This is a genomic window from Microbacterium sp. 4-7, from assembly GCF_014332665.1.
Taxonomy (GTDB): Bacteria; Actinomycetota; Actinomycetes; order Actinomycetales; family Microbacteriaceae; genus Microbacterium.
Window position 1 is genome coordinate 466,072 of sequence record NZ_MCRH01000005.1, and the last position, 23,265, is coordinate 489,336.

A 23,265-nucleotide genomic window follows, 5' to 3' on the forward strand; every position below is an offset into this window, starting at 1 on the left:
GAATGAGACGATGACGGATGCATCGATCGAGCGCGAGACGCTCACCTGGGACGGCTTCGGATCCGCGACGCGAGACCTCGCGCGCCGGATCCTGGACAGCGGCTTCATGCCCGAGGTGGTGGTGGCCATCGCGCGGGGCGGTCTGCTGCCTGCCGGTGCCATCGCCTACGGTCTCGGAGCGAAGAACTGCGGTGCGATCAACGTCGAGTTCTACACCGGCATCGGCACGGTGCTCGACGCGCCGGAGGTGCTGCCGCCCGAACTCGACATGGCGTATCTCGACGGTCGACGCGTGCTGCTGGTCGACGACGTCGCAGATTCGGGTCGTACGCTCGCCCTCGCCGTGCAGCTGCTGAAGGACAAGGGTGCCGACGTACGCTCGGTCACGATCTACACCAAGCCGTCGACGATCATCCAGCCCGACTACGCCTGGAAGGACACCGACCTGTGGATCAACTTCCCCTGGTCGTTCCAGGGCACGGTGCGCGAAGAGGACCTCGGTCTCGCTCCGTCCGCCTGACGAGAGTCACCCGCGCAGCAGCGCCCGCAGGGTCTGGATCGTGTCGGCGTCGGCGGGGTTCTTGTCGGGTCGATAGCCCTTGACTCTCGCGAACCTCAACGCGATGCCTCCGGGGTATCGCGGCGAGCGCTGCACGCCGTCGATCGCGATCTCGACCACGAACTCCGGTCTCAGGAACACCGCGCCCTGCGTGCGCCTCGTCTCGAGCGGCGGGAAGTTCTCCGTCTGCCAGCGCAGGAGCTCGTCGGTGAGCCCCTTGAACGTCTTGCCGACCATGACGAGACCGCCGGGCTCGCCGAACTCGCCGGTCGGGTCGAGTGCGCCGAGGTGCAGGTTCGACAGGAGCCCCTGGCGCCGACCCGACCCCCATTCGGCGGCGAGCACGACCAGGTCGTAGGTGAGCACGGGCTTGACCTTGACCCAGGACTTGCCGCGGCGTCCCGCCGAATAGGGCGCATCGATCCCTTTGACGAGCACCCCTTCGTGGCCCGCGGCGAGAGCCTCGCGCGACAGCTGCTCGGCCGCTTCGGCGTCGTCGGTGACGATGCCCGGCATACGCCATTCGCCGACGACCCTCTCGAGTTCGGTCAGGCGGGTGGACAGGGGCTCGTCGAGCAGATCGCGTCCGTCGACGTGCAGGATGTCGAAGAACCAGGGCCGCAGCACGAGCTCGCGCGAGACGTCCGCCCCGAACCGCGACATCGTCTGCTGGAACGGCCGAGGGCCGCCGTCTTCGTCGAGTGACAGCGTCTCACCGTCGAGGATCAGATCGTGTGCGGGGAGCGCGCGCACGATCTCGACGATCTCCGGCACCCGGCGGGTGATGTCGGCGAGGCTGCGGGTGTAGACGCTCACATCGTCTCCCTGGCGATGCACCTGGATGCGCGCGCCATCGAGCTTGTACTCGACGGACGCGGTGCCGGTGATGTCGAGCGCGGCGGTCGGGGTGGCCGCGGTCGATGCGAGCATCGGCAGCACGGGGCGACCGACCACCAGGCCGACCGCATCGAGTTCGTCTTCCGTGCCGGTGAGTGCGAGCACGGCGGTCTCGCCCAGGTCGCCGGAGAGCATCGCTGCTCGTCGCACCGATGCCGCCGGGCGATCCGCGGCACGGGCGATGGCATCGAGCAGGACGCCGCCGAGCGCGCCCGTGCGCAGCTCGCCGAGCATGGCCCGCGACAGGAAATCCCATTCGGGAGCCGTCGCTCGCGACGCGAGAGCCGAGAGGATCGCGGAACGCGCCGCGGCCGACCCCGACCCTGACGAGCCGGTCAAGGCCTCGAACGCGTCATCGACATCACGGATCGACAGCGAGGGCTCGGCAGCGTGCTGCACGTCGAGCGCCGCCACTCCGCGCCAGCCGACACCCAGTCGTCCCTGTCGCGGCGTCGCGAGCAGCAGCCCGACGAGGGCGGGCACGTCGGCCGCGTCAGCGCGTGCGAGCAGCCGGGACACGGCGTCGATCTTCGCCAGGCGCGATGCGGTGGCGGTGACCTCTTCGGCGGTGGAGACGAGCTCCGAGAGCAACATGCAGGCAGTCTCGCACCGGCATCCGACATCGGCGACGGCCTTGCGTCCGTCCGTCCTACCGCAGTAAGCGGATGCGACTCAGCGGCCGCGGAACTCCGGCGTGCGTTTCTCCTGGAACGCCGCGAACCCCTCGCGGTAGTCGTCGGTGTCGCACAGGGCGGCCTGGGCGGCGTTCTCGAGATCGATCGACTCCCACAGCGCCAGGCGCTCGTCGCGGATCCTGGCGACCAGCTGCTTGCTCGCCAGGAAGGCGGCGGTGGCGCCACGCGCAGCGGTCGCCGCGGCATCCGTCGTCGCCTGCACGACCTCGTCGTCGGGCAGCACCCGGGAGAAGAGCCCCGCTGACACGGCCTCGGTGCCGCTCATCAGCCGACCGGTGTAGATGAGGTCGAGTGCCCGGTGCGCCCCGAGACGTTCGACGAAGAGGGCGTGGCCGCCGGAGTCGAGAGTGGCACCGAGCGCGGCGAACGGTGACCCGATCTTGGCCGACTCTGCGACGTACACGACGTCGGTGGCGATGAGGAGTCCGAGGCCGACGCCGAGACAGGCGCCGTGCGCCACCGCGAAGGTCGGGGCGGGGAACCGCGCCATCCGCTGCAGCAGCGGGGTCACGAGCCCGCCGAGATACCCGATCACGTCGTCGTCACGGGGGTCGACGCCCGAGATGTCGCGACCGGCGCAGAAGGCCCGGCCCTCGCCCCGCAGCACCAGCGCGCGCACTCCCGCGGCATCCGCCTCGTCGTAGGCGCGGCCGAGATCGCGGAGCGCCTGCTCGTCGAGTGAATTCCGCTTCGTCGGCGCATTCAGGACGACGGTGGCGACGTCGTCGGCGACGGTCAGATCGATCATCCGATGCTCCTCAGACGTCGTAGTCGACCACGATGCGGTCGCTCGTGGGGTGGGATTGGCAGGTGAGGACGTAGCCGCGCTCGAGCTCGTCGGGCTCCAGCGCGTAGTTCTCCGTCATCGTCACGCTGCCCTCGATGACCCTCGCACGGCAGGTTCCGCAGACGCCGCCCGCACACGCGAACGGCGCATCGGGTCGCACCCGCAGAGCGGCATTGAGCACGGACTCGTGCGCGTCGACCGGACTCTCGACGGTCGACGAGACGCCGTCGAGATTCACCTCGATGCGGATCGTCTTCTCGCCCGCGCGCACCTCGACAGGGCGGGCGGCGCGCGCCGGCTCGTCACCCGTCGTGAAGAGCTCGAAGCGGATGTGCTCACGCGGCACACCGACGTCGGCGAGCACCTCTCGGCACAGGTCGACCAGTGAGAGCGGTCCGCACAGGAACCATTCGTCGACGTCGGTCGGATCGATGAGCGCCCGCAGGATGGTGCGCAGCTTCTCCTCGTCGATGCGTCCGGAGAGCACGGGGGCCGTGCGCTGCTCGCGGGACAGCACATGGTGCAGCGTCAGGCGCGTCGGGTAGCGATCCTTGAGGTCGGCGAGATCCTCGAGGAACATCACGTCGAGCGTCGAGCGGTTCGTGTAGAGCAGGGTGAATCGGGAGGTGTCTGAGCGCGTCAGCACGGTGTGGGCGAGAGCCATCAGCGGCGTGATGCCGGAACCGGCAGCGATGCCCACGACGTGACGCTGATCGAGATCGTCGAGCCCGGACGTGAACGTGCCCTGCGGACTCATCACGTCGATCTCGAAACCGGGGTGAAGGCCCGTCTGCGCCCAGGTCGAGAAGAGCCCGCCCTCGTCGCGCTTCACGGCGACGCTGAGCCGGGTCGGGACACCGGCGGCGATCTGCTCGGCCGTGCGGTGCTCGGGTGCGCGGCACAGCGAGTACGACCGGCGCACCTCCGTGCCGTCGAGCGACGTGCGCAGGGCGACATACTGGCCGGGCAGGTGGTCGTAGTCGTCGGCGAGGTCGGCGGGAACCGAGAAGGTCACCTCGACCGAGTCGTCGGTCAACGGCCGCACCTCCTCGACGGCGAGGGTGTGGAAGCGCGCGCGCTTCTTCGTCGGCGCGGCGGCTCGACGAGGCGACGGCGCGGGCGCGGGACCGGAGAGGGCGAACAGCGACATCAGTGCACCTTGAAGTGGTCGAAGGGTTCGAGGCAGGCGCGGCATTCGAACAGCGCCTTGCACGAGGTCGAACCGAAGCGCGAGACCTCGCGGGTGTCCAGCGAGCCGCACCGAGGGCACCGCACGCTGATCGCGAGGCGGATCGGGCCGGACGAGATCGCCGAGCGCCCGGTCGGAGGCGCGATGCCGTACTCGGCGAGCTTCTGCCTGCCGGCATCCGACATCCAGTCCGTCGTCCATGCGGGGGAGAGCACGAGCCGGACCTCGACCCGTGAGTATCCCGCGGCGGTCAGGGCGAGGATGACGTCGTCGCGGATCGTGTCCATCGCCGGGCACCCGCTGTAGGTCGGGGTGATGTCGACGCGCACCACGTCGCCGTCGACGGTGACCGCGCGCAGCACGCCGAGGTCCTCGATCGTCAGCACGGGCACCTCGGGGTCGGCCACGGCCGCGGCGATCCGCCAGGCGGTCGACCGGTGTGCGGTCTGCAGCGTGCCGGTCACCATGATGCTCCCGGATGCCGTCGCGCCAGGACCTGCATCTCCGCGAGGACATGGCCGAACGGACTCGCGTGCGCTCCTCGCCGTCCTCCGGCCGAGGATGCCGCGACGGCGGGAAGCGTCAGCTCGGCTTCGGCGAAGACGGCGGCGACGACGGCGTCGAAGCCCGCTCGCAGCGTCGACGGACGCGCCGCGGCGTCCCCGAGGCGGTCGATCAGGGGCTCGTCGCGGAAGAGCTCGTCGGCATACGGCCAGACGTCGCCCAGCGCGCGGATCATCCGTCGGCGGGATTCCTCGGTGCCGCCGGCGAGCCGCAGCACCCACTGCACCGCGTGGTCGCGGTGGTAGTCGACCTCTTTGAGGGACTTCTCGGCGATCGCCGCGAGGGTCGGGTCGCTGCTCGCCCGCAGGGCCGAGTACAGCTCGAACATGTAGGTCGACACGACGAGCTGGCGGGCGATGGTCTGCGCGAAGTCGCCGTTGGGCTGCTCGACGATCCAGGCGCAGCGGAACTCCGGTTCGTCGCGGAAGTACGCGAGATCGTCTTCGGAGCGTCCGTCGAAAGACCCCGCGAAGTGCAGGAACGAGCGGGCATGCCCGAGCAGGTCGAGCGCGATGTTGCCGAGGGCGACGTCCTCTTCGAGTTCGGGCGCGCGGGAGATCCACTCACCGAGCTGCTGCGACAGGATCAGTGCATCGTCGCCGAGCCAGAGCGCGTACTCGGCGATGTCGGCGGATGCCGCCGCGGAGCCGGTTCCGGTGAGCTCGTCACCGAGCCGCAGCTCGTCGACCGAGACGTCCCCGTGCGGGTCGCCGTGGATATCACCCTGGATGTGGCTCACAGGTGCGGCACCCCCTCGGACGCCGTGTAGTACACGGCGTGCCGATAGTTCTTGCCGGCGGGGCTCTCGAAGTAGGCGCCCTTCGCGTCGGGGTCGCTGGTCGTGATCGCCTCGGCGGGCACCGCCCAGATCGACACGCCCTCGCCGCGTCGCGTGTAGAGATCCCGGGCGTTGCGGATGGCCATGTCGGCATCCGGGGCGTGCAGCGACCCGACGTGGACGTGGCTCAGGCCGCGGTTCGCGCGGACGAAGACCTCCCAGAGCGGCCAGGGCTCGCGGTCGTCGGCACCGGGCGTCGCCATCACGCCACCGCCTTCGTCTTCAGCGACTGCTTGCGGGCGTACTCGGCCGCAGCCTCGCGCACCCACGCGCCGTCCTCATGGGCCGTGCGGCGGCGTTCGAGACGCTCGGCATTGCAGGGGCCGTTGCCGCGCAGCACCTCGAAGAACTCGTCCCAGTCGATCTCGCCGATCACGTACTGACCGGTCTCGTCGTCGAAGCGCAGATCAGGGTCGGGCAGGGTCACGCCGAGGATCTCGGCCTGGGGCACGAGCATGCTGACGAAGCGCTGACGCAGCTCGTCGTTCGTGAAGCGCTTGATCTTCCACTTCATCGACTGCGCGGAGTTGGGGGACTGGTCGTCGGGCGGACCGAACATCGCCAGGCTCGGCCAGTACCAGCGGTTCACGGCATCCTGCGCCATCTTCTTCTGCTCGTCGGTTCCCTGCATCAGCGACAGCAGGATCTCGAATCCCTGGCGCTGATGGAACGACTCCTCCTTGCAGACGCGCACCATCGCGCGGCCGTAGGGCCCGTAGGAGGCGCGGCACAGCGGCACCTGGTTGCAGATGGCGGCTCCGTCGACGAGCCACCCGATCGCCCCCATGTCAGCCCAGGTGGGCGTCGGGTAGTTGAAGATCGACGAGTACTTGGCCTTGCCGCTGATGAGCTGATCCATCATCTCGTCGCGCGTGATGCCGAGCGTCTGTGCGGCGGAGTAGAGATAGAGTCCGTGCCCCGCCTCGTCCTGGACCTTGGCCATCAGGATCGCCTTGCGCTTGAGGCTCGGCGCCCGGGTGATCCAGTTGCCCTCCGGCTGCATGCCGATGATCTCGGAGTGCGCGTGCTGCGAGATCTGACGGATCAGCGTCTTGCGATAGGCATCGGGCATCCAGTCGCGAGGCTCGATGCGCTGCTCGTTCGCGATGAGCTCGTCGAACAGGCGCTCGTCGTCGGACAGCTCTCCATCGACGAGGGAGAGATCTGCGGGGCTGGTCATCATCGACTCCTCGGTTTCCGATCCGCTTTACTGACCGGTCGTTAGGTAATTCTGACACGGAGGTCGTCGCGGCGCAAGGAAGACCCCCGATGCGGCGCTCGGCGAGATGCTCGGAGAGTCGCTCAGCGAGAGCGGGAGACGAGGTCGAGGAGGGCTCTGCCGTACGCCTCGGAGGGATCCGGATGCTCGAAACGCAGGGTCTCGCCGGCGATCTCGACCTCGACCACGAAGGTGTCGGAGAGGCGGCTCAGCGCCCGGAAGGTGCCGCGCAGCAGCTCGCGCAGCTGATCCTCGCGGGGGAGCCACACCGCGTCCGCGAGGGTCACGGCGTCGAGCGCCCACTCCGTCGTGCCGTTGAAGGCGAGGTCCGTGCCGCTCGGGGTCTGGCGGGCCTCGATCGTCATCTCGCTGACCGTGAAGACATCGGCTTCGGCCTCGAGCTCGACATCGTTCGGAAGATCGAGCTGAAAGCGGTCGCCCTCGGCGGGATGCCACACGAGTCCGGCGTCGCGCAGGGATACGGCCAGTTCTCGGGTGATCATCGTCCCACGCTAGACGACGTCACCGAGGCTCGGCTCGAATCCGCCTGTGGATGGTGGCGCACCGGGTGTCGGAGGCATCGGGCAGAGTGGAGACATGACTTCTCCCGCCTCTGTCGACACCCGCACCGCTGCGCTCTCGGCTCTGCGCGAGCTGGTCGGCCGCCCGGACGCCGACTTCCACGACGGTCAGTACGAGGCGATCGAGGCTCTGGTCGAGGGGCGCCGCCGCGCGCTCGTCGTGCAGCGCACCGGGTGGGGCAAGTCGGCTGTGTACTTCGTCGCGACGCTGCTGCTGCGCCGCCAGGGGGCAGGGCCGACCGTCCTCGTCTCGCCGCTTCTCGCGCTGATGCGCGATCAGATCGCCGCGGCCGAGCGGGCAGGCGTTCGAGCGGTGGCGATCAACTCGACCAATGCGCACGAGTGGTCGGAGGTCATGGAGCAGCTCGACCGAGACGAGGTCGATGTGCTGCTCGTCTCTCCCGAACGACTCAACAATCCCGCGTTCCGCGAGCAGCAGCTGCCGGCGCTGGTTCGACGGATCGGCATGCTGGTGGTCGACGAGGCGCACTGCATCAGCGACTGGGGGCACGACTTCCGCCCCGATTACCGGCGGCTGCGCGACCTCATCGAGCAGATGCCGCCCGAGGTGCCCGTGCTCGCGACGACGGCGACCGCGAACAGCAGGGTCGTGGCCGACGTCGCCGAGCAGCTCGGCACGGGAGGGGCGTCGGATGCCGCCGGCTCCGAGGTGCTCACGATCCGCGGCCCGCTCGCGCGCACCTCGCTGCGTCTCGGCGTCCTGCGTCTGCGCGACTCCGCCAGCCGGCTCGCATGGCTGCTCAGTCATATCGACGACCTGCCCGGTTCGGGCATCATCTACACCCTGACGGTCGCGGCCGCGGTCGACACCGCCCGGCTGCTGCGCGATCACGGGCACGACGTGCGCGCGTACACCGGACAGACCGACACCGACGAGCGCACCGAGTCGGAAGGGATGCTGAAGCGCAACGAGGTCAAGGCCCTCGTCGCCACGAGCGCGCTCGGGATGGGCTTCGACAAACCGGACCTCGGTTTCGTGCTGCACCTCGGCGCGCCGTCGTCGCCGGTCGCGTACTACCAGCAGGTCGGCCGTGCCGGTCGTGCGAGCGAGAGCGCCGACGTGCTCCTGCTGCCCGGCGTCGAAGACCGCGACATCTGGCACTACTTCGCGACCGCGTCGATGCCGGATCGGGAGCGCGCCGAGCGGGTGATCGCCGCCCTCGGCGATCAGCCCATCTCGACGCCCGCGCTCGAGGCGATGGTCGACATCCGGCGTACTCCGCTCGAACTGCTGCTCAAGGTTCTCGACGTCGACGGCGCGGTGCGCCGGGTGCAGGGCGGGTGGGTCGCGACGGGACAGCCGTGGGCCTACGACGCCGAGCGCTATGAGCGCATCGCGGCCGAGCGTCGCGCCGAGCAGCAGCACATGATCGACTACGAGCAGACCGACGGATGCCGCATGGAATTCCTCCAGCGCTCACTCGACGACGACACGGCTGCGCCCTGCGGGAGATGCGACAACTGCGCCGGCATCTGGTTCCCGAGCGAGATCGGCGAATCGGCGACGACGCAGGCCGCGGAATCGCTCGATCGCGTCGGTGTCCCGGTCGAGCCTCGTCGCGCCTGGCCGACCGGAGCCGACAAGCTCGACGTGCCGGTGAAGGGGCGCATCCCCGCGGGGGAGCAGGCCGGAGAAGGGCGCGCACTCGCCCGTCTCACCGACCTCGGCTGGGGCGGCACGCTGCGCGAGCTCTTCGCGGCGGGAGCCCCTGACGCGGTGGTGACGCCCCAGGTCCTCGGCGGCTGCGTGCGCGTGCTCGCCGACTGGGGGTGGACCGAGCGCCCCGTCGCGGTCGTCGCCATGCCGTCGCGATCGCATCCGCTGCTCGTCGACTCGCTCGCCCGCGGGCTCGCCGAGATCGGCCGCCTGCCGTATCTCGGAGCACTCGACCTCGTGAACGGTGGGCCGACGGGCCAACCCGGTGGCAACAGCGTGTTCCGGCTGGCAGGTCTGTGGGACAGATTCAGCGCGCAGGGCCTCGAGGTGCCTGCCGGTCCCGTGCTGCTCGTCGACGATCTCGCCGACAGCCGCTGGACGCTCACCGTCGCCGCGCGCACGCTGCGCCAGGCGGGGGCGAGCGGCGTGCTCCCGTTCGTGCTCGCGCTGCGCGGCTGAGGGCGGGGACACCCGGCTCGAGCCCTACCGCAGGTCGTAGACCCGCTGGTATTTGCCCTCGCTCCGGGGCAGCGTGCCCGGCTCCTCGACCGTCACGTCGACGCTGGTGCCGATGTGCATCTTGATGCGGTGGGTGAGCACCGCAGCGGCGGCATCGCAGTCCTCGGCACTCAGCGACGGGTGTCGCTCGATGCGCACGGTCATCGTGTCGAGCTGCCCGACGTGGTGCAGCTCGAGCACGAAGTGCGGGGTGAGCGTCTCGATGCCCATCACCAGCTCCTCGATCTGGGTGGGGAAGAGGTTCACGCCGCGCAGGATGATCATGTCGTCGTTGCGGCCGGTGATCTTCTCCATGCGTCGAAGCGCCGGAAAGGTGGTTCCCGGCAGCAGGCGCGTCAGATCGCGCGTGCGATACCGGATCACAGGAAAAGCCTCTTTGGTCAGCGACGTGAAGACGAGCTCGCCGAGCGCATCGTCCGGCAGCCGTTCCCCGGTCTCTCCGTCGATGATCTCGGGCAGGAAATGGTCCTCCCAGATGTGCGGGCCGTCTTTCGTGAGCACGCTCTCGCTCGCGACCCCCGGCCCCATCACCTCGCTGAGCCCGTAGATGTCGACGGCATCGATGTTCAGTCGCCGCTCGATCTCACGACGCATCTCGTTCGTCCACGGCTCGGCGCCGAGCACCGCGACGCGCAGCGACGTGGTCGTCGGATCGATGCCCGAGGCTTCCATCGCGTCAGCGATCGTGAGCAGATAACTCGGCGTGCAGAGGATGGCATCCGGTTCGAAATCCGTGATCAGCTGCACCTGCCGGGCGGTCTGCCCTCCCGACACCGGGATCACGGTCGCTCCGAGACGCTCGATCCCGGCATGCGCGCCGAGTCCGCCGGTGAAGAGCCCGTAGCCGTAGGCGTTGTGCACCTTCATCCCCGCGCGGATGCCCGCGGCGTGCAGCGACCGCGCCACCAGGTCGCTCCACCGGTCGAGGTCTCCTTCGGTGTACCCGACGACGGTCGGCCGCCCCGTCGTGCCCGACGACGCGTGGACGCGTCGCACGTCGGCCATCGGCACGGCGAACATGCCGAACGGATAGCTCTCGCGCAGGTCGGCCTTGGTGGTGAACGGCAGACGCCGCACGTCGTCGAGGGTGCGCACGTCGTCGGGGTGCACGCCGTGCTCGTCGAACTTGCGGCGATAGGTCGGCACGTTCTCGTAGGCATGCCGGACGGTCCACTGCAGGCGCTGCAGCTGCAGCCGCGCCAGTCGTTCAGGCGAATGCAGCTCGGCCTCGGCACCGATCTCGGCATGTGTTGCGGTCATCGTCGACTCCTTCGTCGGGGGCAGAGCAGTGAGCGTGCGTGCGCTCAGGCGGGGTGCGACCGGTTCGTCGTGAGCGAGCGGCCGCGGACCTCGGCGACGACATCGCCCGATTCGTCGGTGACCGTCACGTCGTACAGGCCGTTGCGTCCGCTGACGACACGGCGCACCGCGCGCGCTGTCAGTCGCTGGCCGGCGGTCGTGGATTTCAGGAAGGTGATGTCGGCACCGCCCGCGACCGTGACGCGATCGTCCTCGTTGCAGGCGATCGCGAAGGCGGTGTCGGCGAGGGTGAACACCAGTCCGCCATGCGTGATGGCGAACCCGTTCAGCATGTCGTCGCGCACGGTCATCGAGACGACGGCCTCTCCGGGGGCGTCCTCCTCGACGGTCATGCCGAGCATCTGCGATGCGGCATCGCGCTGCATCATCTCTCTCATGCGGCGACGACCTCGGGTGTCGGCTGCTTGTTCACCAGCGTGAGCACGTCGTAGGTGGCGACGAGCTCGTCGCTCTGATTGCGGATCACCGCGTCCCAGCGCACCTCTCCGTACTCGTCCGTCTCACGCGGCGTGATCTGCTTCGCGGTCAGCTCGACGCGGATCGTGTCGCCGGGGGAGACCGGCGTGATGAATCGCAGGTTCTCCAGACCGTAGTTCGCGAGCACGGGTCCGGGCTCCGGATCGACGAAGAGACCGGCGGCCCACGAGACGAGCAGGTAGCCGTGCGCGACCCGTCCGGGGAAGAACGGGTTCGCGGCGGCGGATGCCTCGTCCATGTGGGCGTAGAACGTGTCGCCCGTGAAGTGCGCGAACGTCTCGATGTCGGCGAGGGTCACCTCGCGCGAGCCGGAGGCGATCTGGTCGCCGATGCGGAGTTCCGCGAGCGACTTGCGGAACGGATGCCGACCGTCGCTGCGCGCGGCGGCCCCCGCGTGCCAGACACCCGTCAAGGCAGTCAGCATCTCGGGTGAACCCTGCACCGCCGTGCGCTGCATGTGATGCAGCACCGCACGGATGCCGCCGAGCTCCTCGCCGCCGCCGGCTCGACCGGGGCCGCCGTGCACGAGGTTGGGCAGGGGCGATCCGTGCCCGGTCGACGATCGTGCATCGTCGCGGTCGAGCAGCAGCATCCGGCCGTTGAACGGTGCGATGCGCGTGGCGAGCTCCACGGCCTGCGCCGGGTCATGCGTGGCGATGCTGGTGACCAGCGAGCCGCCACCTCGGGCGACGAGCGCTGCGGCCTCGGCGATGGTGTCGTACGTGAGCAGCGACGACACGGGGCCGAAGGCCTCGATCGAGTGCGCCGCGTCGGACTGCGAGTCCTCGAAGCGCAGCAGCAGCGGCGACACGAAGGCTCCGTCGGGTGCGGTGCCGGTGCTGCCGTCTGCGCGGCGGACCTCGGGAGCATCCGTCGTCCCGACGACGACCTGCCCGCCCGCCGCCTGCAGGCGATCCACCTGGCGCAGCACCTCATCGCGCTGCCCCGTCGAGGCCAGGGGACCCATGGTGACGCCCTCGGCGCGGGGGTCGCCCAGCACGGTCTTCTCGGCGAGGCGCGCCTGCACGGCGCCGATGATCGCGTCGGCCGAGCCCGCCGGCACGATCGCACGCCGGATGGCCGTGCACTTCTGGCCGGCCTTGCTCGTCATCTCGGTGACGAGCTGGCGCACGTACGCGTCGAACTCCGGGGTGCCCTCGATCGCGTCGGTGCCGAGCACCGAGGCGTTGATCGAGTCGGTCTCGGCGGTGAACCGCACACCGCCGGTCTGCACTGCGGCGTGGGCTTTGAGGCTCTCCGCTGTCGACGCGCTGCCGGTGAACCCGACGATGTCGCCGAGCCGCAGGTTCTCGAACAGGTCAGGCACGCTGCCGCTGACGAGCTGCAGCGATCCGTCGGGCAGCAGTCCCGATTCGACGAGGATGCGCACCATCGCCTCGGCGACGTAGCCCGTGGGCGTCGCGGGCTTCACGAGCGTCGGCATGCCGGCGAGGAACGCGGGTGCGAACTTCTCGAGCGAACCCCACACCGGGAAGTTGAACGCGTTGATCTGCACAGCGACCCCGGGGAGCGTCGTGTAGACATGACGACCCAGGAACGATCCGTCCTTCGACAGCGGCTCCACGGGGCCGTCGACATGCACGCGGCTGTTCGGCAGCTCGCGGCGACCCTTGCCCGAGTACGAGAAGAGCACGCCGATGCCGCCGTCGATGTCGACCCACGAGTCGGCCTTCGTGGCGCCGGTACGGGCGGACAGCGCATACAGCTCGTCCTTGCGCTCGGTGAGAGCGAGGGCGAACTGCTTCAGCAGCACGGCCCGCTGGTGGAACGTGAGCGCACCGAGGCTCTTCTGCCCGACGGAGCGGGCGTACTCCAGTGCCCCGGCCAGGTCGAGGCCCGCGGTCGACACGACGGCGACGACGTCGCCGGTGGACGCATCGCGGACCTCTGAGGATCGCGTGGGCGACTTCGGCGTCCACCACTCGCCCTGGACGTAGCTCGGCAGATACTCGGTCATCTCTCCTCGTTCCATGCGTAGAACCCTTCGCCGCTCTTGCGGCCCAGCTTTCCCTCGGCGACCATGCGGCGCAGCAGTTCCGGTGCAGCGAATCGCTCGCCGAGCGTGCGCTCCAGCTCTTCGGCGATGCCGAGGCGCACATCGAGCCCGACGATGTCGGTGGTGCGCAGCGGACCCATCGGATGCCGATACCCCAGCGTCATCGCGGCATCGATGTCGGCGGCCGAGGCGACGCCCTCCTCGAACATCCGGATCGCCTCGAGGCCCAGCATCACGCCCAGCCGCGACGACGCGAAGCCCGGGGAGTCGCTGACGACGATCGGCGTCTTGCCGAGGGCGGCCACCCAGGCGGTGGCGCTCTCGACGACCGCCCGGTCGGTCGCTGCGCCGCGCACGACCTCGACCAGGGCCGATGCGGGCACCGGATTGAAGAAGTGCAGGCCGAGGAATCGCTCCGGATGCCTGCGACCCGCAGCGAGATCGTCGATCGAGATCGACGAGGTGTTGCTCGCCAGAACCGCCGACGGGGGCAGCACGGCTTCGGCCCGCGACAGCGCGTCCTCCTTGAGGGCCCGGTCTTCGGGAACCGCCTCGATCGCGAGGTCGACCGCGGCGAAGGCTCCGGGGTCGACGCCGGTCGTGATGCGCGCGGTCAACTCGGCCTCGTCGAGAGAGGGGTCGCGGTCGACGGATCTGCGGATGCTGCCGCCGATGCGGGTCAGCGCCGCATCGGCGCTCGCCGCATCGCGCTCGATCACGCTGACGTGAGATCCGGCGAGCAGGAACGCATGTGCGATGCCGGCTCCCATGCGGCCGCCTCCGAGCACGCCGACCCGATTCGGGGCGCTGCCGATGTCGCTCATCGTCTCTTCTCCAGGAAGTCGGTCATGCGGCGGATCTTCTCGGGCGACTCGAACAGCTCGGCCTGCAGTTCGACCTCGATCGCCGGGTGGCCTGCTCGCGGAGTGCGCAGAGCGCGTTTGGTGTGCTGCGTCGCGAGGGGATCGTTCGCCGCGATGCGATCGACGATCCGGTGTGCGGCCGCGAGCAGCTCGTCGGCCGGATGGAGCGACGACACGAGTCCCCACCTCAGCGCCTCTTCGGCATCCAGAGCTCGGCCGGTGAGGAGCAGCTCGCTCGCCCTCGCGTCTCCGACGATCTCGGGCAGGCGCCAGGTCGCGCCGGCTGCGGCGATGATGCCGAGCCCGGTCTCGGGGTTGCCGATGCGGAGGGACGGCGTCGCGATGCGGATGTCGGCGGCGTAGGCGAGTTCGGCTCCGCCCCCGAGCGCGTATCCGTCGAGTGCGGCGATCACCGGCATCGGGAGATCGTGGACGCGGATGAATGCGGTCGCATTGATGGCGCGCCGGGCGTCGTCGGCGGTGCGATCGCGCAGCTGGGCGATGTCGGCGCCCGCCGCGAAGACGCCGTCGGTGCCGGTGATGATCAGCGTGCGCGGCGTCCGCTCGAGCAGCGCGCAGAGGTCGTGCAGTGCGTCGATCGTCGCCTGGTCGATGGCGTTGCGCTTCTCGGGCCGGTCGAGCGTGGCGATCACCCGGTCTCGATGCTCCTCGATGCGCAGAGTCATGTCAGACGCTCCACGATCATCGCGGTGCCCTGACCCACGCCGACGCACATCGTGGCCAGACCGAAGCGCGCGTTCTCGCGCTCGAGTCGGCCGAGCAGGGTGACGATGAGGCGGGATCCGCTGGAGCCGAGGGGATGGCCGAGCGCGATGGCTCCGCCGTCGGCGTTGACGATCGACGGGTCGAGTCCGAGGCGGCGGATGCAGGCGAGGGACTGCGAGGCGAAGGCCTCGTTGAGCTCGACGGCACCGAGGTCGCCGACCTGCAGGCCCGCCTTCGCGAGTGCCTTCTGTGTTGCCGGCACGGGACCCAGGCCCATGATCTCGGGAGCGAGCGCGGCGGTCGCCGAGGCGACGATCCGTGCGCGCGGACGAAGGCCATGTCGCTCGACCGCTTCGGCGCTCGCCACGATGATCGCCGAGGCTCCGTCGTTCAAGGAACTGGAGTTGCCCGCCGTGACGACCTGGCCGCCTGCGACGACCGGACGGAGTGCGGCCAGCGCGTCGAGCGTGCTGTCCCTGCGCGGGCCTTCGTCGGTGTCGACGAGTCCGCGGCCCGTCTCGACGCCCACGATCTCCGGGGCGAGGCGTCCCCCGTCGATCGCCGAGATGGCGCGCTGATGGCTCAGAAGCGCGAAGGCGTCGGCATCCGCTCTGGTGATCCCGTCGATGCGTGCGACCTCTTCGGCGGTCTCGGGCATCGAGAACGTGGCTTTGTCGCGGGCGCTCAGCCGCGGGTTCGTGAAGCGCCAGCCGATCGATGTGTCGAAGGCCGCGCCGGGCTTGGCCCATGCCCGCTCGGGCTTCGCCTGCACCCAGGGCGCGCGTGTCATGGACTCGACGCCACCGGCGACGATGAGGTCGGCGTCCCCTGCGCGTACGGCGTTCGCGGCGAGTGCGATGGCTGACATCCCCGAGGCGCAGAGGCGGTTGACGGTCAATCCGGGGATCGAATCGGGGAGGCCCGCGAGCAGCACGGCCATCCGTGCGACGTTGCGGTTGTCCTCGCCCGCCTGATTCGCGGCGCCGAGGATCACCTCGTCGATGTCGTCCGCGGGGATGGCGGCTCGCGAGACTGTGGCGGCGACGACGAGGGCCGCCAGATCGTCCGGACGGATGCTGGCGAGTGCGCCTCCGTAGCGACCGACGGGGGTGCGGACCCCGTCGACGAGATAGGCCTCGGACATCGTCATCCTCTCGAACGCCCACGCTGGCGATAATTTCAGACCGATCGGTCAGGAATACGATCTCAGATCCTTCCGCGAATGGCAACTCATCCGGACTGACAGACTGGGCCCATGGCAGAGCCCGGAATCCAGGCGCCGGCCCCCAAGCGCGGCCGGCCAGGTTATGACCGCGAGCAGGTGCTCGCGGTCGCCGTCAAGGTCTTCAACGAGCACGGCTACGACGCGACGAGCGTGGCCGACCTCAGCGCGACGCTGGGGCTGACGAAGTCGGCGCTCTACCATCACTTCGAATCGAAGTCGGCGATCCTCGAGCTCGCGCTGAACGATGCGCTCGATGCGCTCGAGGCCGTCGTCGATGATGCGACCGCGCAGCACTCGCTGGCCTCCGACCGGCTGCGGGCGATCATCCGCGGCGCGGTGCGGGTGCTCACCGAGAAGCTCCCCTCGGTGACGCTGCTGCTGCGCGTGCGGGGGAACGGCGATGTCGAGACCTCCGCGCTGGTGCGCAGACGTGCGTTCGACCAGCGCGTGACCGCGATCGTGTCGGAAGCGCAGACCGAGGGGCTGATCCGTGACGACGTCGATGCGGCGGTCGCCACCAGGCTCATCTTCGGAATGATCAACTCGGTCGTCGAGTGGTATCGACCCGGGGGTCCCGTCGATCCCGACGAGCTGGGGGAGGACATCCTGCGGGTGAGCCTCGACGGGCTGCAGTCCCGCTGAGCGGGCTCAGTCGTCGGCCGGCGCCACGCGGGGAGGCCAGCTGGTCGCTCCGAGCTCGCGGGAGATGTTGCGCGCCGTCTCGCGCAGCGCGTTGAGCACCGCGTCCGAGGCGGGCGCCTGCGATGTGGGCATCACGACGGCGACCGCGGCGACGATGTCGTTCGACGCGTCGGCGACCGGCGCGGCGACGGACGACTCTCCGAGCACGGCCTCATCGGTCTCCGAGGCGCTGCCCCGCTCGGCGATGGCCGGCAGGTCGAGCAGCAGTCGGGCGACGTCGGTGATCGTGTCCCCGGTGAGGCTGTGCAGCGGCCGCTCGAAGACGGTGCGCTGGAAGCCGAGGTCGTGCGCCAGCAGGACCTTTCCCATCGCGGAGGCATGCGCGGGGATCGCCACGCCGGTCTCGAGCATCTGCTGGCTGTCGTCCGGACGCAGGTCGTGGTGGATCACGAGCACCTCGTGGAAGTGCGGCGCCCCGAGGCGCACCGGCAGGTTCGTGCGGCGTGCGAGCTCCTGCGTCCACCGCATGGCTCTGGCCCGGACGTCGAGGGTGTCGAGGTAGACGTTGCTCAGCCGCAGCAGGGTGGGACCGAGCATGTAGCGCTGCCCGCCGCGCTCCTTCGCGACGAGTCCGTGCTCGCGCAGGGACTTGACGATCCCGTGCACGGTCGACGGGGGAAGGCTCAGGGCGAGCGCGAGATCGGTGATGCCGAGATGGCGCGCACCCTGCAGCAGCTCGAGCACTTTCGCTGCGCGATCGATGGCTTGGATCATCGCGGCTCCTCTCTCCGGATCGTCGTCGAGCCGGGCGGTCGCATCGGTCGTCAGGTCGATCTTGACAACTCGACTGCGCCCGAGCATATTCGACATTGACGAATAACTTTCCAATATTGCGAAAGAGCGCCGCCGTAGAGATCAAAGGAGATCGAACGATGAAGAAGCTCATCAACAACCCCGCCGATGTGCTGGTCGAGTCGCTGCGCGGCGTCGCGCTCGCGCATCCGGAGCTCTCGGTCGACCTCGAGACGCACGTGATCACCCGCTCGACGCCGAAGGCGGAGGGGAAGGTCGCGATCGTCTCGGGTGGAGGGTCCGGCCACGAACCGCTGCATGGGGGATACGTGGGCCTCGGCATGCTCGACGCCGCCGTCGCCGGCGAGGTCTTCACCTCGCCCACCCCCGATCGAGTGCAGGCCGCCACGAAGGCCGTCGATCGCGGGGCCGGTGTGCTGCACATCGTGAAGAACTACACGGGAGACGTGCTCAACTTCGAGATGGCGGCGGAGCTCGCCTCGATGGAGGGCATCGAGGTCGGCACCGTGATCGTCGATGACGATGTCGCCGTGCAGGACTCGCTCTACACGGCAGGGCGTCGTGGCGTCGGACTCACGGTGCTGCTCGAAAAGCTGGTCGGCGCCGCGGCTGAGGAGGGGCAGGATCTCGATGCCGTCGTCGCCCTCGCGAAGCGCATCAACGGACAGGGGCGGTCGATGGGCATGGCGCTCACCAGCTGCACGGTTCCCGCAGCGGGCAAGCCGACGTTCGATCTGCCCGAGGACCAGATGGAGATCGGCATCGGCATCCATGGCGAGCCCGGTCGGCACCGGGAGCCACTGGCGCCGGCATCCGAGATCGCCCGGCAACTCGTGGAGCCGATCCTCGCCGATCTCGACGTCTCAGGTCCCGCCATCGTGATGCTCAACGGCATGGGCGGATCCCCGTTGATCGAGCTGTATCTGATGTACGGCGAGGTGGCCGCGCTGCTCGAGCAGGCGGGAGTGCAGATCGCCCGCAACCTGGTCGGCGACTACATCACCTCGCTCGACATGGCCGGCTGCTCGCTCACGGTGCTGAAGGCCGACGACGAGCTGCTCAGGCTGTGGGACGCACCCGTCAACACCCCCGGACTGCGGTGGGGGGCATGATGGCGGCGATCGACACCGCGGCCCTGGCCGACTGGATCCGGCGGTTCCGCGACGTCATCGCCGAGAAGCGCGAATGGCTCACCGAGCTGGACTCGGCGATCGGAGACGCCGACCACGGCGCGAACATGGCCCGTGGCATGGATGCGGTCGTGGCGAAGCTCGACTCGGGTGTGCCCGACACGGTCGACGAGCTGCTCAAGACCGTCGGCATGACTCTCGTGAGCTCGGTCGGAGGCGCCAGCGGGCCGCTCTACGGCACGCTGTTCCTGCGGATGGGGATGGCTGCAGGGCCCGTGACCGAGCTCGATGGCGCCGGACTCGGCGGCTCGCTGCGTGCCGGACTCGATGGCATCGTCGCTCGCGGCAAGGCCGAGGCCGGCGACAAGACCATGTTCGACGCCATGGCGCCCGCGGTGGACGCCTTCGACGCCGCGATCTCCGGAGGGGGAGACCTGTCTGCCGCGACGGCGGCGGCCGCAGAGGCTGCCGCGTCCGGTCGGGATGCCACCGAATCGCTCGTCGCCCGGAAGGGACGTGCGAGCTATCTCGGGGAACGCAGCGCCGGCCATCTCGACCCCGGTGCGGCGTCGACGACACTGCTGTTCGAGTCCCTCGCCCAGGCGACCGCGGAATCCTCCTGATGATCGGCATCGTCGCCGTCTCCCACAGTGCTCGACTCGGGGAGGCGGCGCTGGAGCTCGCCCTGCAGATGGTGCAGGGCGGGGGAGCGCGAGTGAGAGTCGCCGCAGGCGCCGGAACGGATGCCGACGGCGCACCCGTCCTCGGCACGGATGCCGTCGCTGTCGCCGCGGCGATCGACGAGCTGGCCGCCGACTGCGACGGTGTCCTCGTGCTGATGGATCTCGGCTCCGCAGTGCTGAGCGCCGAGCTCGCGCTGGAGCTGCGGACGAGCGATGTGCCGGTGCGCCTCGCCCCCGCGCCGTTCGTGGAAGGGCTGCTGGCGGCCGTCGTGTCGGCCGCTGCCGGCGCATCGCTGGACGTCGTCGCGGGGGAGGCGTCGATCGCGCTCGCCGCCAAGAGCAGCCAGCTCGAGGACCCGTCGACGGAAGCCGCTCCGATCGAGTCCGCATCGACCGACCGGTCGGGTGCCGTGACGCGGACGGTGGTCGTGCGCAATGCGCTCGGTATCCACGCGCGACCGGCGGCTCTGATCGCCGAGGCATCTGCGGGCATCGATGTGCGACTGCGTCGACTGCCCGACGGGGCTGAGGCGTCGGGTGCGAGCCTGTCACGCCTGCTGATCCTCGGTGCCAGGCAGGGCGACCGGATCGAGCTGTCGGCACTCGGGCGCGACGCCGAGGGGGCGCTCGACCGACTGGTGGCACTGTTCGACGACGGATTCGGTGAAGGCACGGACGTCGACGCCGTCGCCTCGGGGTCGGTCGGGGCGCACGCTGCAGAGGCGGCCCCCGATTCCCCTCCCGTCCGGGTAGGCGACGTGCTGCGTGGTCGCGGCGTGAGCTCGGGCAGGGTCGCCGCCGAGGCCGTGCTCCTCGCCGCGCCCGTGCGCGAGCCAGACGAGAGCACCGTCGTCGCGCCCGGTGATCGGGAGGCCGAGGCATCTGCGATCGAGTGGGCCGCAGTGGCGGTGGCAGACCAGCTGCGGGCGCGCACGAGGGCGGCGACCGGCGAGGCTCGGGCGATCCTCGACGCGTCGCGTCTGCTGGCCTCCGACCCCGAACTGGTGGCCGAGGCGGCGGACCTCGTGCGGTCGCGGGGTCGAACGGCCGCGCGGGCGATCTGGGAGACATCGGCGGCGCACGAGAAAGGACTCGCGGCTCTCGGTGGGCGGATGGCCGAGCGAGCGGCCGACATCCGCGACGTCCGTGATCGGATGATCGCGGAGATCCTCGAGGTCGAGATGCCGGGCGTTCCCGAGCGTGAGGAGCCTTTCGCGCTGGTCGCGTCGGATCTCGCCCCCGCGGACACGGCAGCCTTGGAAGGCGGCAACTGCGTCGCGCTCGTGACGGAGCAGGGCGGCCCCACCTCGCATACGGCGATCATCGCCCGGTCGCTCGGAATCCCCGCAGTGGTCGGAGTCATCGGCGCGACCGGGATCCCGCGCGGTGCGGTCGTGCTCGTCGACGGCGATCGGGGCACGGTCGAGATCGACCCGAGCAGCTCTCGAGTCACCGAGGCGAAGGCCGCGTCGCTCGTGGTGCCGTTCGACGGCGAGGGGGTGCTCGCCGACGGACGGCGCATCCCGCTCCTCGCCAATGTCGGGGGAGCGGCCGAGGCCGTCGTGGCCGCTGCCTCGAAGGCCCAGGGCGTCGGTCTCTTCCGCACCGAGTTCTGCTTCCTCGACCGCGCCGACGCACCGACGATCGAGGAGCAGGTCGACGCCTACCGAGGTGTCCTTGCCGCGTTTCCGGGGCAGAGGGTCGTGGTGCGCACGCTCGATGCCGGCAGTGACAAACCGCTGCCTTTCGCGAACTCCGACGCGGAGGACAATCCCGCTCTCGGCGTGCGGGGACTCCGGATCGCGCGACGGGCTCCGAAGCTGCTGGACGATCAGCTCAGGGCACTGGCGCTCGCCGCGGGGGCGGAGTCGGCACTCGTCGAGGTGATGGCTCCGATGGTGGCCACGGTCGATGAGGCACGCGACTTCGCGGAGCGTGCGCGAGAAGCCGGACTGGAGACCGTGGGGGTGATGATCGAGACGCCCTCCGCCGCGCTCCTCGCGTCGGAGATGCTCGAGGTCGTCGACTTCGTGAGCATCGGGACCAACGACCTCGCCCAGTACGCGCTCGCGGCTGATCGACTGCTCGGAGAGCTGGGCGATCTGAACGATCCGTGGCAGCCGGCCGTGCTGCGACTGATCGGGCAGACGGGTGCGGCCGGACGCCGGTGGGGCCTGCCGGTGGGGGTATGCGGCGAGGCCGCTGCCGATCCCGCTCTGGCCGCCGTGCTCGTGGGGCTCGGCGTCACGTCGCTGTCGATGACACCCCGTGCGCTGGGTCGAGTCGCGGCGGCGCTCGCGGGCGTCACGGGCGAACAGTGCGATGCCGCTGCGCAAGCGGTCCTGAGAGCAGCGACGGCTGTCGATGCCCGCGCCGCCGCAGCCGCCGTACTCAACGGAGAGTGACGCGGTCGTCGCGTCAACGACATATGCGCTGTCCGGCATCATTCTGATCTCGACATGCACGGGCTCCTGGTCGAGGTCGTCCCAGCGCGCCTAGGCTCCGAGGAGGGGACGTCTGCATCGGCGAATGACGAGGTCGGAGGATTCAATGGCTGTCTTCATCACGGGTCGAGCGCGAGTGACGCTCGCCTTGATCGGGATCGGCGCCGTGGCCGCCGTGAGTGCCTGCGCCCCGAGTCCTCAGACGTCGTCGCCTCCGTCGCCATCGCCGTCCCGGACGACCGCCGCGCCCGAGCCGTATGCCGGACCGATCGTGTTCGTCGGCGACGAGCTCGACGCATTCGCGCTCGCCCCCGAGGAGATCGTGGGGATCGTTCCGGACGCCACCGACGTCGGCGATCCGTCGCCGGTCCTCGAACAGATATCGGATGGCGGAAGCCTCCCTGCGGATCCGCCGATCTGCGACGCTCTCTATGCCGAGCAGTCACTCGGCAGCGTCGGGGCGAGGACGATCGAGTGGCAGGTGCCGACGGATCCCACGAACGGCTTCGGCCGGATGACGATCATGCAGTTCGCCGACGAGGCTCACGCCGAGGGCCGCATGGATCAGCTGCTCCAGGCAGCCGAGCAGTGCGCCGAGTTCGTCAAAGAGGGAACCGTCTCCTTCGATGCCGTGATCCCCGAAGCGTCCGAGAACACCCGGGCCTTCGCGGGCTCGCTGATCGATGCGGCGCTGGACTGGCGGTCGTTCAGCGCGTTCGCCTCGACCGGGAACGTGATCGTGCAGCTGTGGCAGCCTTTCAGCGGCGATCGCGACTTCGACGCCGAGGCGGCGGCGCTGCTGCTTCGAGAACGCGCCGAGGAGGCCCGGTCCGGGATGGTCGAGGAGCTCACCGAGAACCCGCCCGTCGCCGAGACAGACCCGTCCGGCGATCCCGGAACCGCGTGGAGTGACTGGCAGGTCGGAGTCGGCGGCGTGGGTCCGCTCCGACTCGGCGACTCGGTCGAGTCCGCGGTCGCCGCCGCCGGCGAGGACGCGCAGGTCGTCGAACCCGAGTACGACGGCGGCCCGTGGACCCTCATCGCCCCCGCGGAGGCGGGGACGATCCTGGTGCGCCCCGTCGAGGCCGGCGATGCCGTCGGGTCGATCACCGTCGGGAGCGACCGCAGCCTCGGCGACACCGTCGGTGACGGAGCCGCGCTGCCGTCGCGAGGTGATATCCGCCTCGGCGCCCCCGTCGCGGATGCGATGGCTGCTTACCCCGGAGGCACCGTGGTCGAGGTCGTGTCGTCGAGCGATCACTTCTACGCCGTCACGACGCGCGACGGGCAGGTCTTTCGTTTCCACGCCGATCGCGGGGTGCTCGAGGAGGGGGCGACGATCGTCGGCATCACGGTCGAGGACGCGACGGCACGCACGCCGCTGGTCTTCGGCTGACGA

The 23,265-nt window shown here is 69.9% G+C and carries 22 protein-coding genes and 1 pseudogene; 8 read left to right on the forward strand and 15 right to left on the reverse strand.

Features of this window, described 5'->3' with window-relative positions:
- The first annotated feature begins 10 nt into the window (after window positions 1–10).
- On the forward strand, window positions 11–520 hold the full coding sequence (locus BEP68_RS12260) for a phosphoribosyltransferase (protein WP_053099026.1): 510 nt from the start codon (window positions 11–13) through the stop codon (window positions 518–520).
- Window positions 521–526: 6 nt separating this feature from the next.
- Here BEP68_RS12260 and BEP68_RS12265 read toward each other — a convergent pair whose 3' ends face one another.
- The 8 genes from BEP68_RS12265 to BEP68_RS12300 all read right to left on the reverse strand — a co-directional run bounded on the left by BEP68_RS12265 (window position 527) and on the right by BEP68_RS12300 (window position 7,251).
- On the reverse strand, window positions 527–2,050 hold the full coding sequence (locus tag BEP68_RS12265; protein WP_187250118.1) for an ATP-dependent DNA ligase: 1,524 nt from the start codon (window positions 2,048–2,050) through the stop codon (window positions 527–529).
- A 78-nt stretch (window positions 2,051–2,128) separates the two neighbouring features.
- A complete protein-coding gene (locus BEP68_RS12270) occupies window positions 2,129–2,899 on the reverse strand; it encodes an enoyl-CoA hydratase/isomerase family protein (protein ID WP_056277458.1) in 771 nt (256 codons plus the stop codon).
- 10 nt (window positions 2,900–2,909) lie between these two features.
- Window positions 2,910–4,088: a 1,2-phenylacetyl-CoA epoxidase subunit PaaE gene (gene paaE, locus BEP68_RS12275; RefSeq protein ID WP_072590911.1), complete on the reverse strand. Its 1,179-nt coding sequence runs from the start codon at window positions 4,086–4,088 to the stop codon at window positions 2,910–2,912.
- Window positions 4,088–4,594 (reverse strand): 1,2-phenylacetyl-CoA epoxidase subunit PaaD, encoded by a 507-nt coding sequence (paaD, locus tag BEP68_RS12280; RefSeq protein ID WP_072590912.1) that lies wholly within the window; start codon window positions 4,592–4,594, stop codon window positions 4,088–4,090. The genes paaE and paaD overlap by 1 nt, the downstream gene beginning before the upstream one ends.
- Window positions 4,588–5,430, reverse strand: a complete 843-nt coding sequence (paaC, locus tag BEP68_RS12285) for a 1,2-phenylacetyl-CoA epoxidase subunit PaaC (protein WP_072590913.1) — start codon at window positions 5,428–5,430, stop codon at window positions 4,588–4,590. The genes paaD and paaC overlap by 7 nt, the downstream gene beginning before the upstream one ends.
- Window positions 5,427–5,732, reverse strand: coding sequence for a 1,2-phenylacetyl-CoA epoxidase subunit PaaB (gene paaB, locus BEP68_RS12290; protein WP_053095429.1), 306 nt, complete (start codon window positions 5,730–5,732; stop codon window positions 5,427–5,429). The genes paaC and paaB overlap by 4 nt, the downstream gene beginning before the upstream one ends.
- The gene (gene paaA / locus BEP68_RS12295; protein WP_187250119.1) at window positions 5,732–6,709 is read right to left on the reverse strand and encodes a 1,2-phenylacetyl-CoA epoxidase subunit PaaA; all 978 of its coding nucleotides are present in this window, start codon (window positions 6,707–6,709) and stop codon (window positions 5,732–5,734) included. The genes paaB and paaA overlap by 1 nt, the downstream gene beginning before the upstream one ends.
- Before the next feature lie 122 nt (window positions 6,710–6,831).
- Window positions 6,832–7,251, reverse strand: coding sequence for a hypothetical protein (locus tag BEP68_RS12300; RefSeq protein WP_053095430.1), 420 nt, complete (start codon window positions 7,249–7,251; stop codon window positions 6,832–6,834).
- A 94-nt stretch (window positions 7,252–7,345) separates the two neighbouring features.
- On the opposite strand from BEP68_RS12300, the gene BEP68_RS12305 reads away from it, so the two are divergent.
- On the forward strand, window positions 7,346–9,466 hold the full coding sequence (locus tag BEP68_RS12305) for a RecQ family ATP-dependent DNA helicase (RefSeq protein WP_187250120.1): 2,121 nt from the start codon (window positions 7,346–7,348) through the stop codon (window positions 9,464–9,466).
- A gap of 24 nt (window positions 9,467–9,490) precedes the next feature.
- On the opposite strand, the gene paaK is transcribed toward BEP68_RS12305, so the two are convergent.
- The 6 genes from paaK to BEP68_RS12335 are packed head-to-tail and all read right to left on the reverse strand — an operon-like array spanning window position 9,491 to window position 16,073.
- Window positions 9,491–10,786, reverse strand: coding sequence for a phenylacetate--CoA ligase PaaK (paaK, locus tag BEP68_RS12310; protein ID WP_072590916.1), 1,296 nt, complete (start codon window positions 10,784–10,786; stop codon window positions 9,491–9,493).
- 44 nt (window positions 10,787–10,830) lie between these two features.
- The gene (paaI, locus tag BEP68_RS12315) at window positions 10,831–11,214 is read right to left on the reverse strand and encodes a hydroxyphenylacetyl-CoA thioesterase PaaI (protein ID WP_082297754.1); all 384 of its coding nucleotides are present in this window, start codon (window positions 11,212–11,214) and stop codon (window positions 10,831–10,833) included.
- A gap of 5 nt (window positions 11,215–11,219) precedes the next feature.
- Window positions 11,220–13,301 carry a phenylacetic acid degradation bifunctional protein PaaZ gene (gene paaZ, locus BEP68_RS12320; protein WP_187250121.1) on the reverse strand — a complete coding sequence of 694 codons (2,082 nt, stop codon included), beginning with the start codon at window positions 13,299–13,301 and terminating at the stop codon, window positions 11,220–11,222.
- Window positions 13,298–14,164 carry a 3-hydroxyacyl-CoA dehydrogenase family protein gene (locus BEP68_RS12325; RefSeq protein WP_187250122.1) on the reverse strand — a complete coding sequence of 289 codons (867 nt, stop codon included), beginning with the start codon at window positions 14,162–14,164 and terminating at the stop codon, window positions 13,298–13,300. The genes paaZ and BEP68_RS12325 overlap by 4 nt, the downstream gene beginning before the upstream one ends.
- Window positions 14,161–14,889: an enoyl-CoA hydratase/isomerase family protein gene (locus BEP68_RS12330; RefSeq protein WP_187250123.1), complete on the reverse strand. Its 729-nt coding sequence runs from the start codon at window positions 14,887–14,889 to the stop codon at window positions 14,161–14,163. The genes BEP68_RS12325 and BEP68_RS12330 overlap by 4 nt, the downstream gene beginning before the upstream one ends.
- Window positions 14,886–16,073, reverse strand: coding sequence for a thiolase family protein (locus BEP68_RS12335; RefSeq protein ID WP_187250124.1), 1,188 nt, complete (start codon window positions 16,071–16,073; stop codon window positions 14,886–14,888). Before BEP68_RS12335 ends, BEP68_RS12330 begins: the two co-directional genes overlap by 4 nt.
- 111 nt (window positions 16,074–16,184) lie before the next feature.
- Between BEP68_RS12335 and BEP68_RS12340 the strand changes: the two genes are divergently transcribed.
- Complete coding sequence (locus tag BEP68_RS12340) at window positions 16,185–16,796, forward strand: TetR/AcrR family transcriptional regulator (protein ID WP_053095438.1); 612 nt, start codon at window positions 16,185–16,187, stop codon at window positions 16,794–16,796.
- Window positions 16,797–16,802: 6 nt separating this feature from the next.
- On the opposite strand, the gene BEP68_RS12345 is transcribed toward BEP68_RS12340, so the two are convergent.
- Window positions 16,803–17,570 carry an IclR family transcriptional regulator gene (locus tag BEP68_RS12345; RefSeq protein ID WP_053099028.1) on the reverse strand — a complete coding sequence of 256 codons (768 nt, stop codon included), beginning with the start codon at window positions 17,568–17,570 and terminating at the stop codon, window positions 16,803–16,805.
- A 158-nt stretch (window positions 17,571–17,728) separates the two neighbouring features.
- On the opposite strand from BEP68_RS12345, the gene dhaK reads away from it, so the two are divergent.
- From dhaK to BEP68_RS12365, 5 genes and pseudogenes are all read left to right on the forward strand, one after another.
- Window positions 17,729–18,721, forward strand: coding sequence for a dihydroxyacetone kinase subunit DhaK (dhaK, locus tag BEP68_RS12350; RefSeq protein ID WP_056277499.1), 993 nt, complete (start codon window positions 17,729–17,731; stop codon window positions 18,719–18,721).
- A complete protein-coding gene (gene dhaL, locus BEP68_RS12355; RefSeq protein WP_187250125.1) occupies window positions 18,721–19,362 on the forward strand; it encodes a dihydroxyacetone kinase subunit DhaL in 642 nt (213 codons plus the stop codon). Before dhaK ends, dhaL begins: the two co-directional genes overlap by 1 nt.
- Window positions 19,362–20,063 (forward strand): annotated as a pseudogene (locus BEP68_RS18440) (HPr family phosphocarrier protein); the annotation flags it as partial. The gene dhaL and the pseudogene BEP68_RS18440, both read left to right, overlap by 1 nt.
- Window positions 20,064–20,183: 120 nt before the next feature.
- Window positions 20,184–21,827 (forward strand): phosphoenolpyruvate--protein phosphotransferase, encoded by a 1,644-nt coding sequence (gene ptsP, locus BEP68_RS12360; RefSeq protein ID WP_410054840.1) that lies wholly within the window; start codon window positions 20,184–20,186, stop codon window positions 21,825–21,827.
- Between the two features lie 145 nt (window positions 21,828–21,972).
- A complete protein-coding gene (locus BEP68_RS12365) occupies window positions 21,973–23,262 on the forward strand; it encodes a hypothetical protein (RefSeq protein ID WP_187250127.1) in 1,290 nt (429 codons plus the stop codon).
- Window positions 23,263–23,265 lie beyond the last annotated feature (3 nt).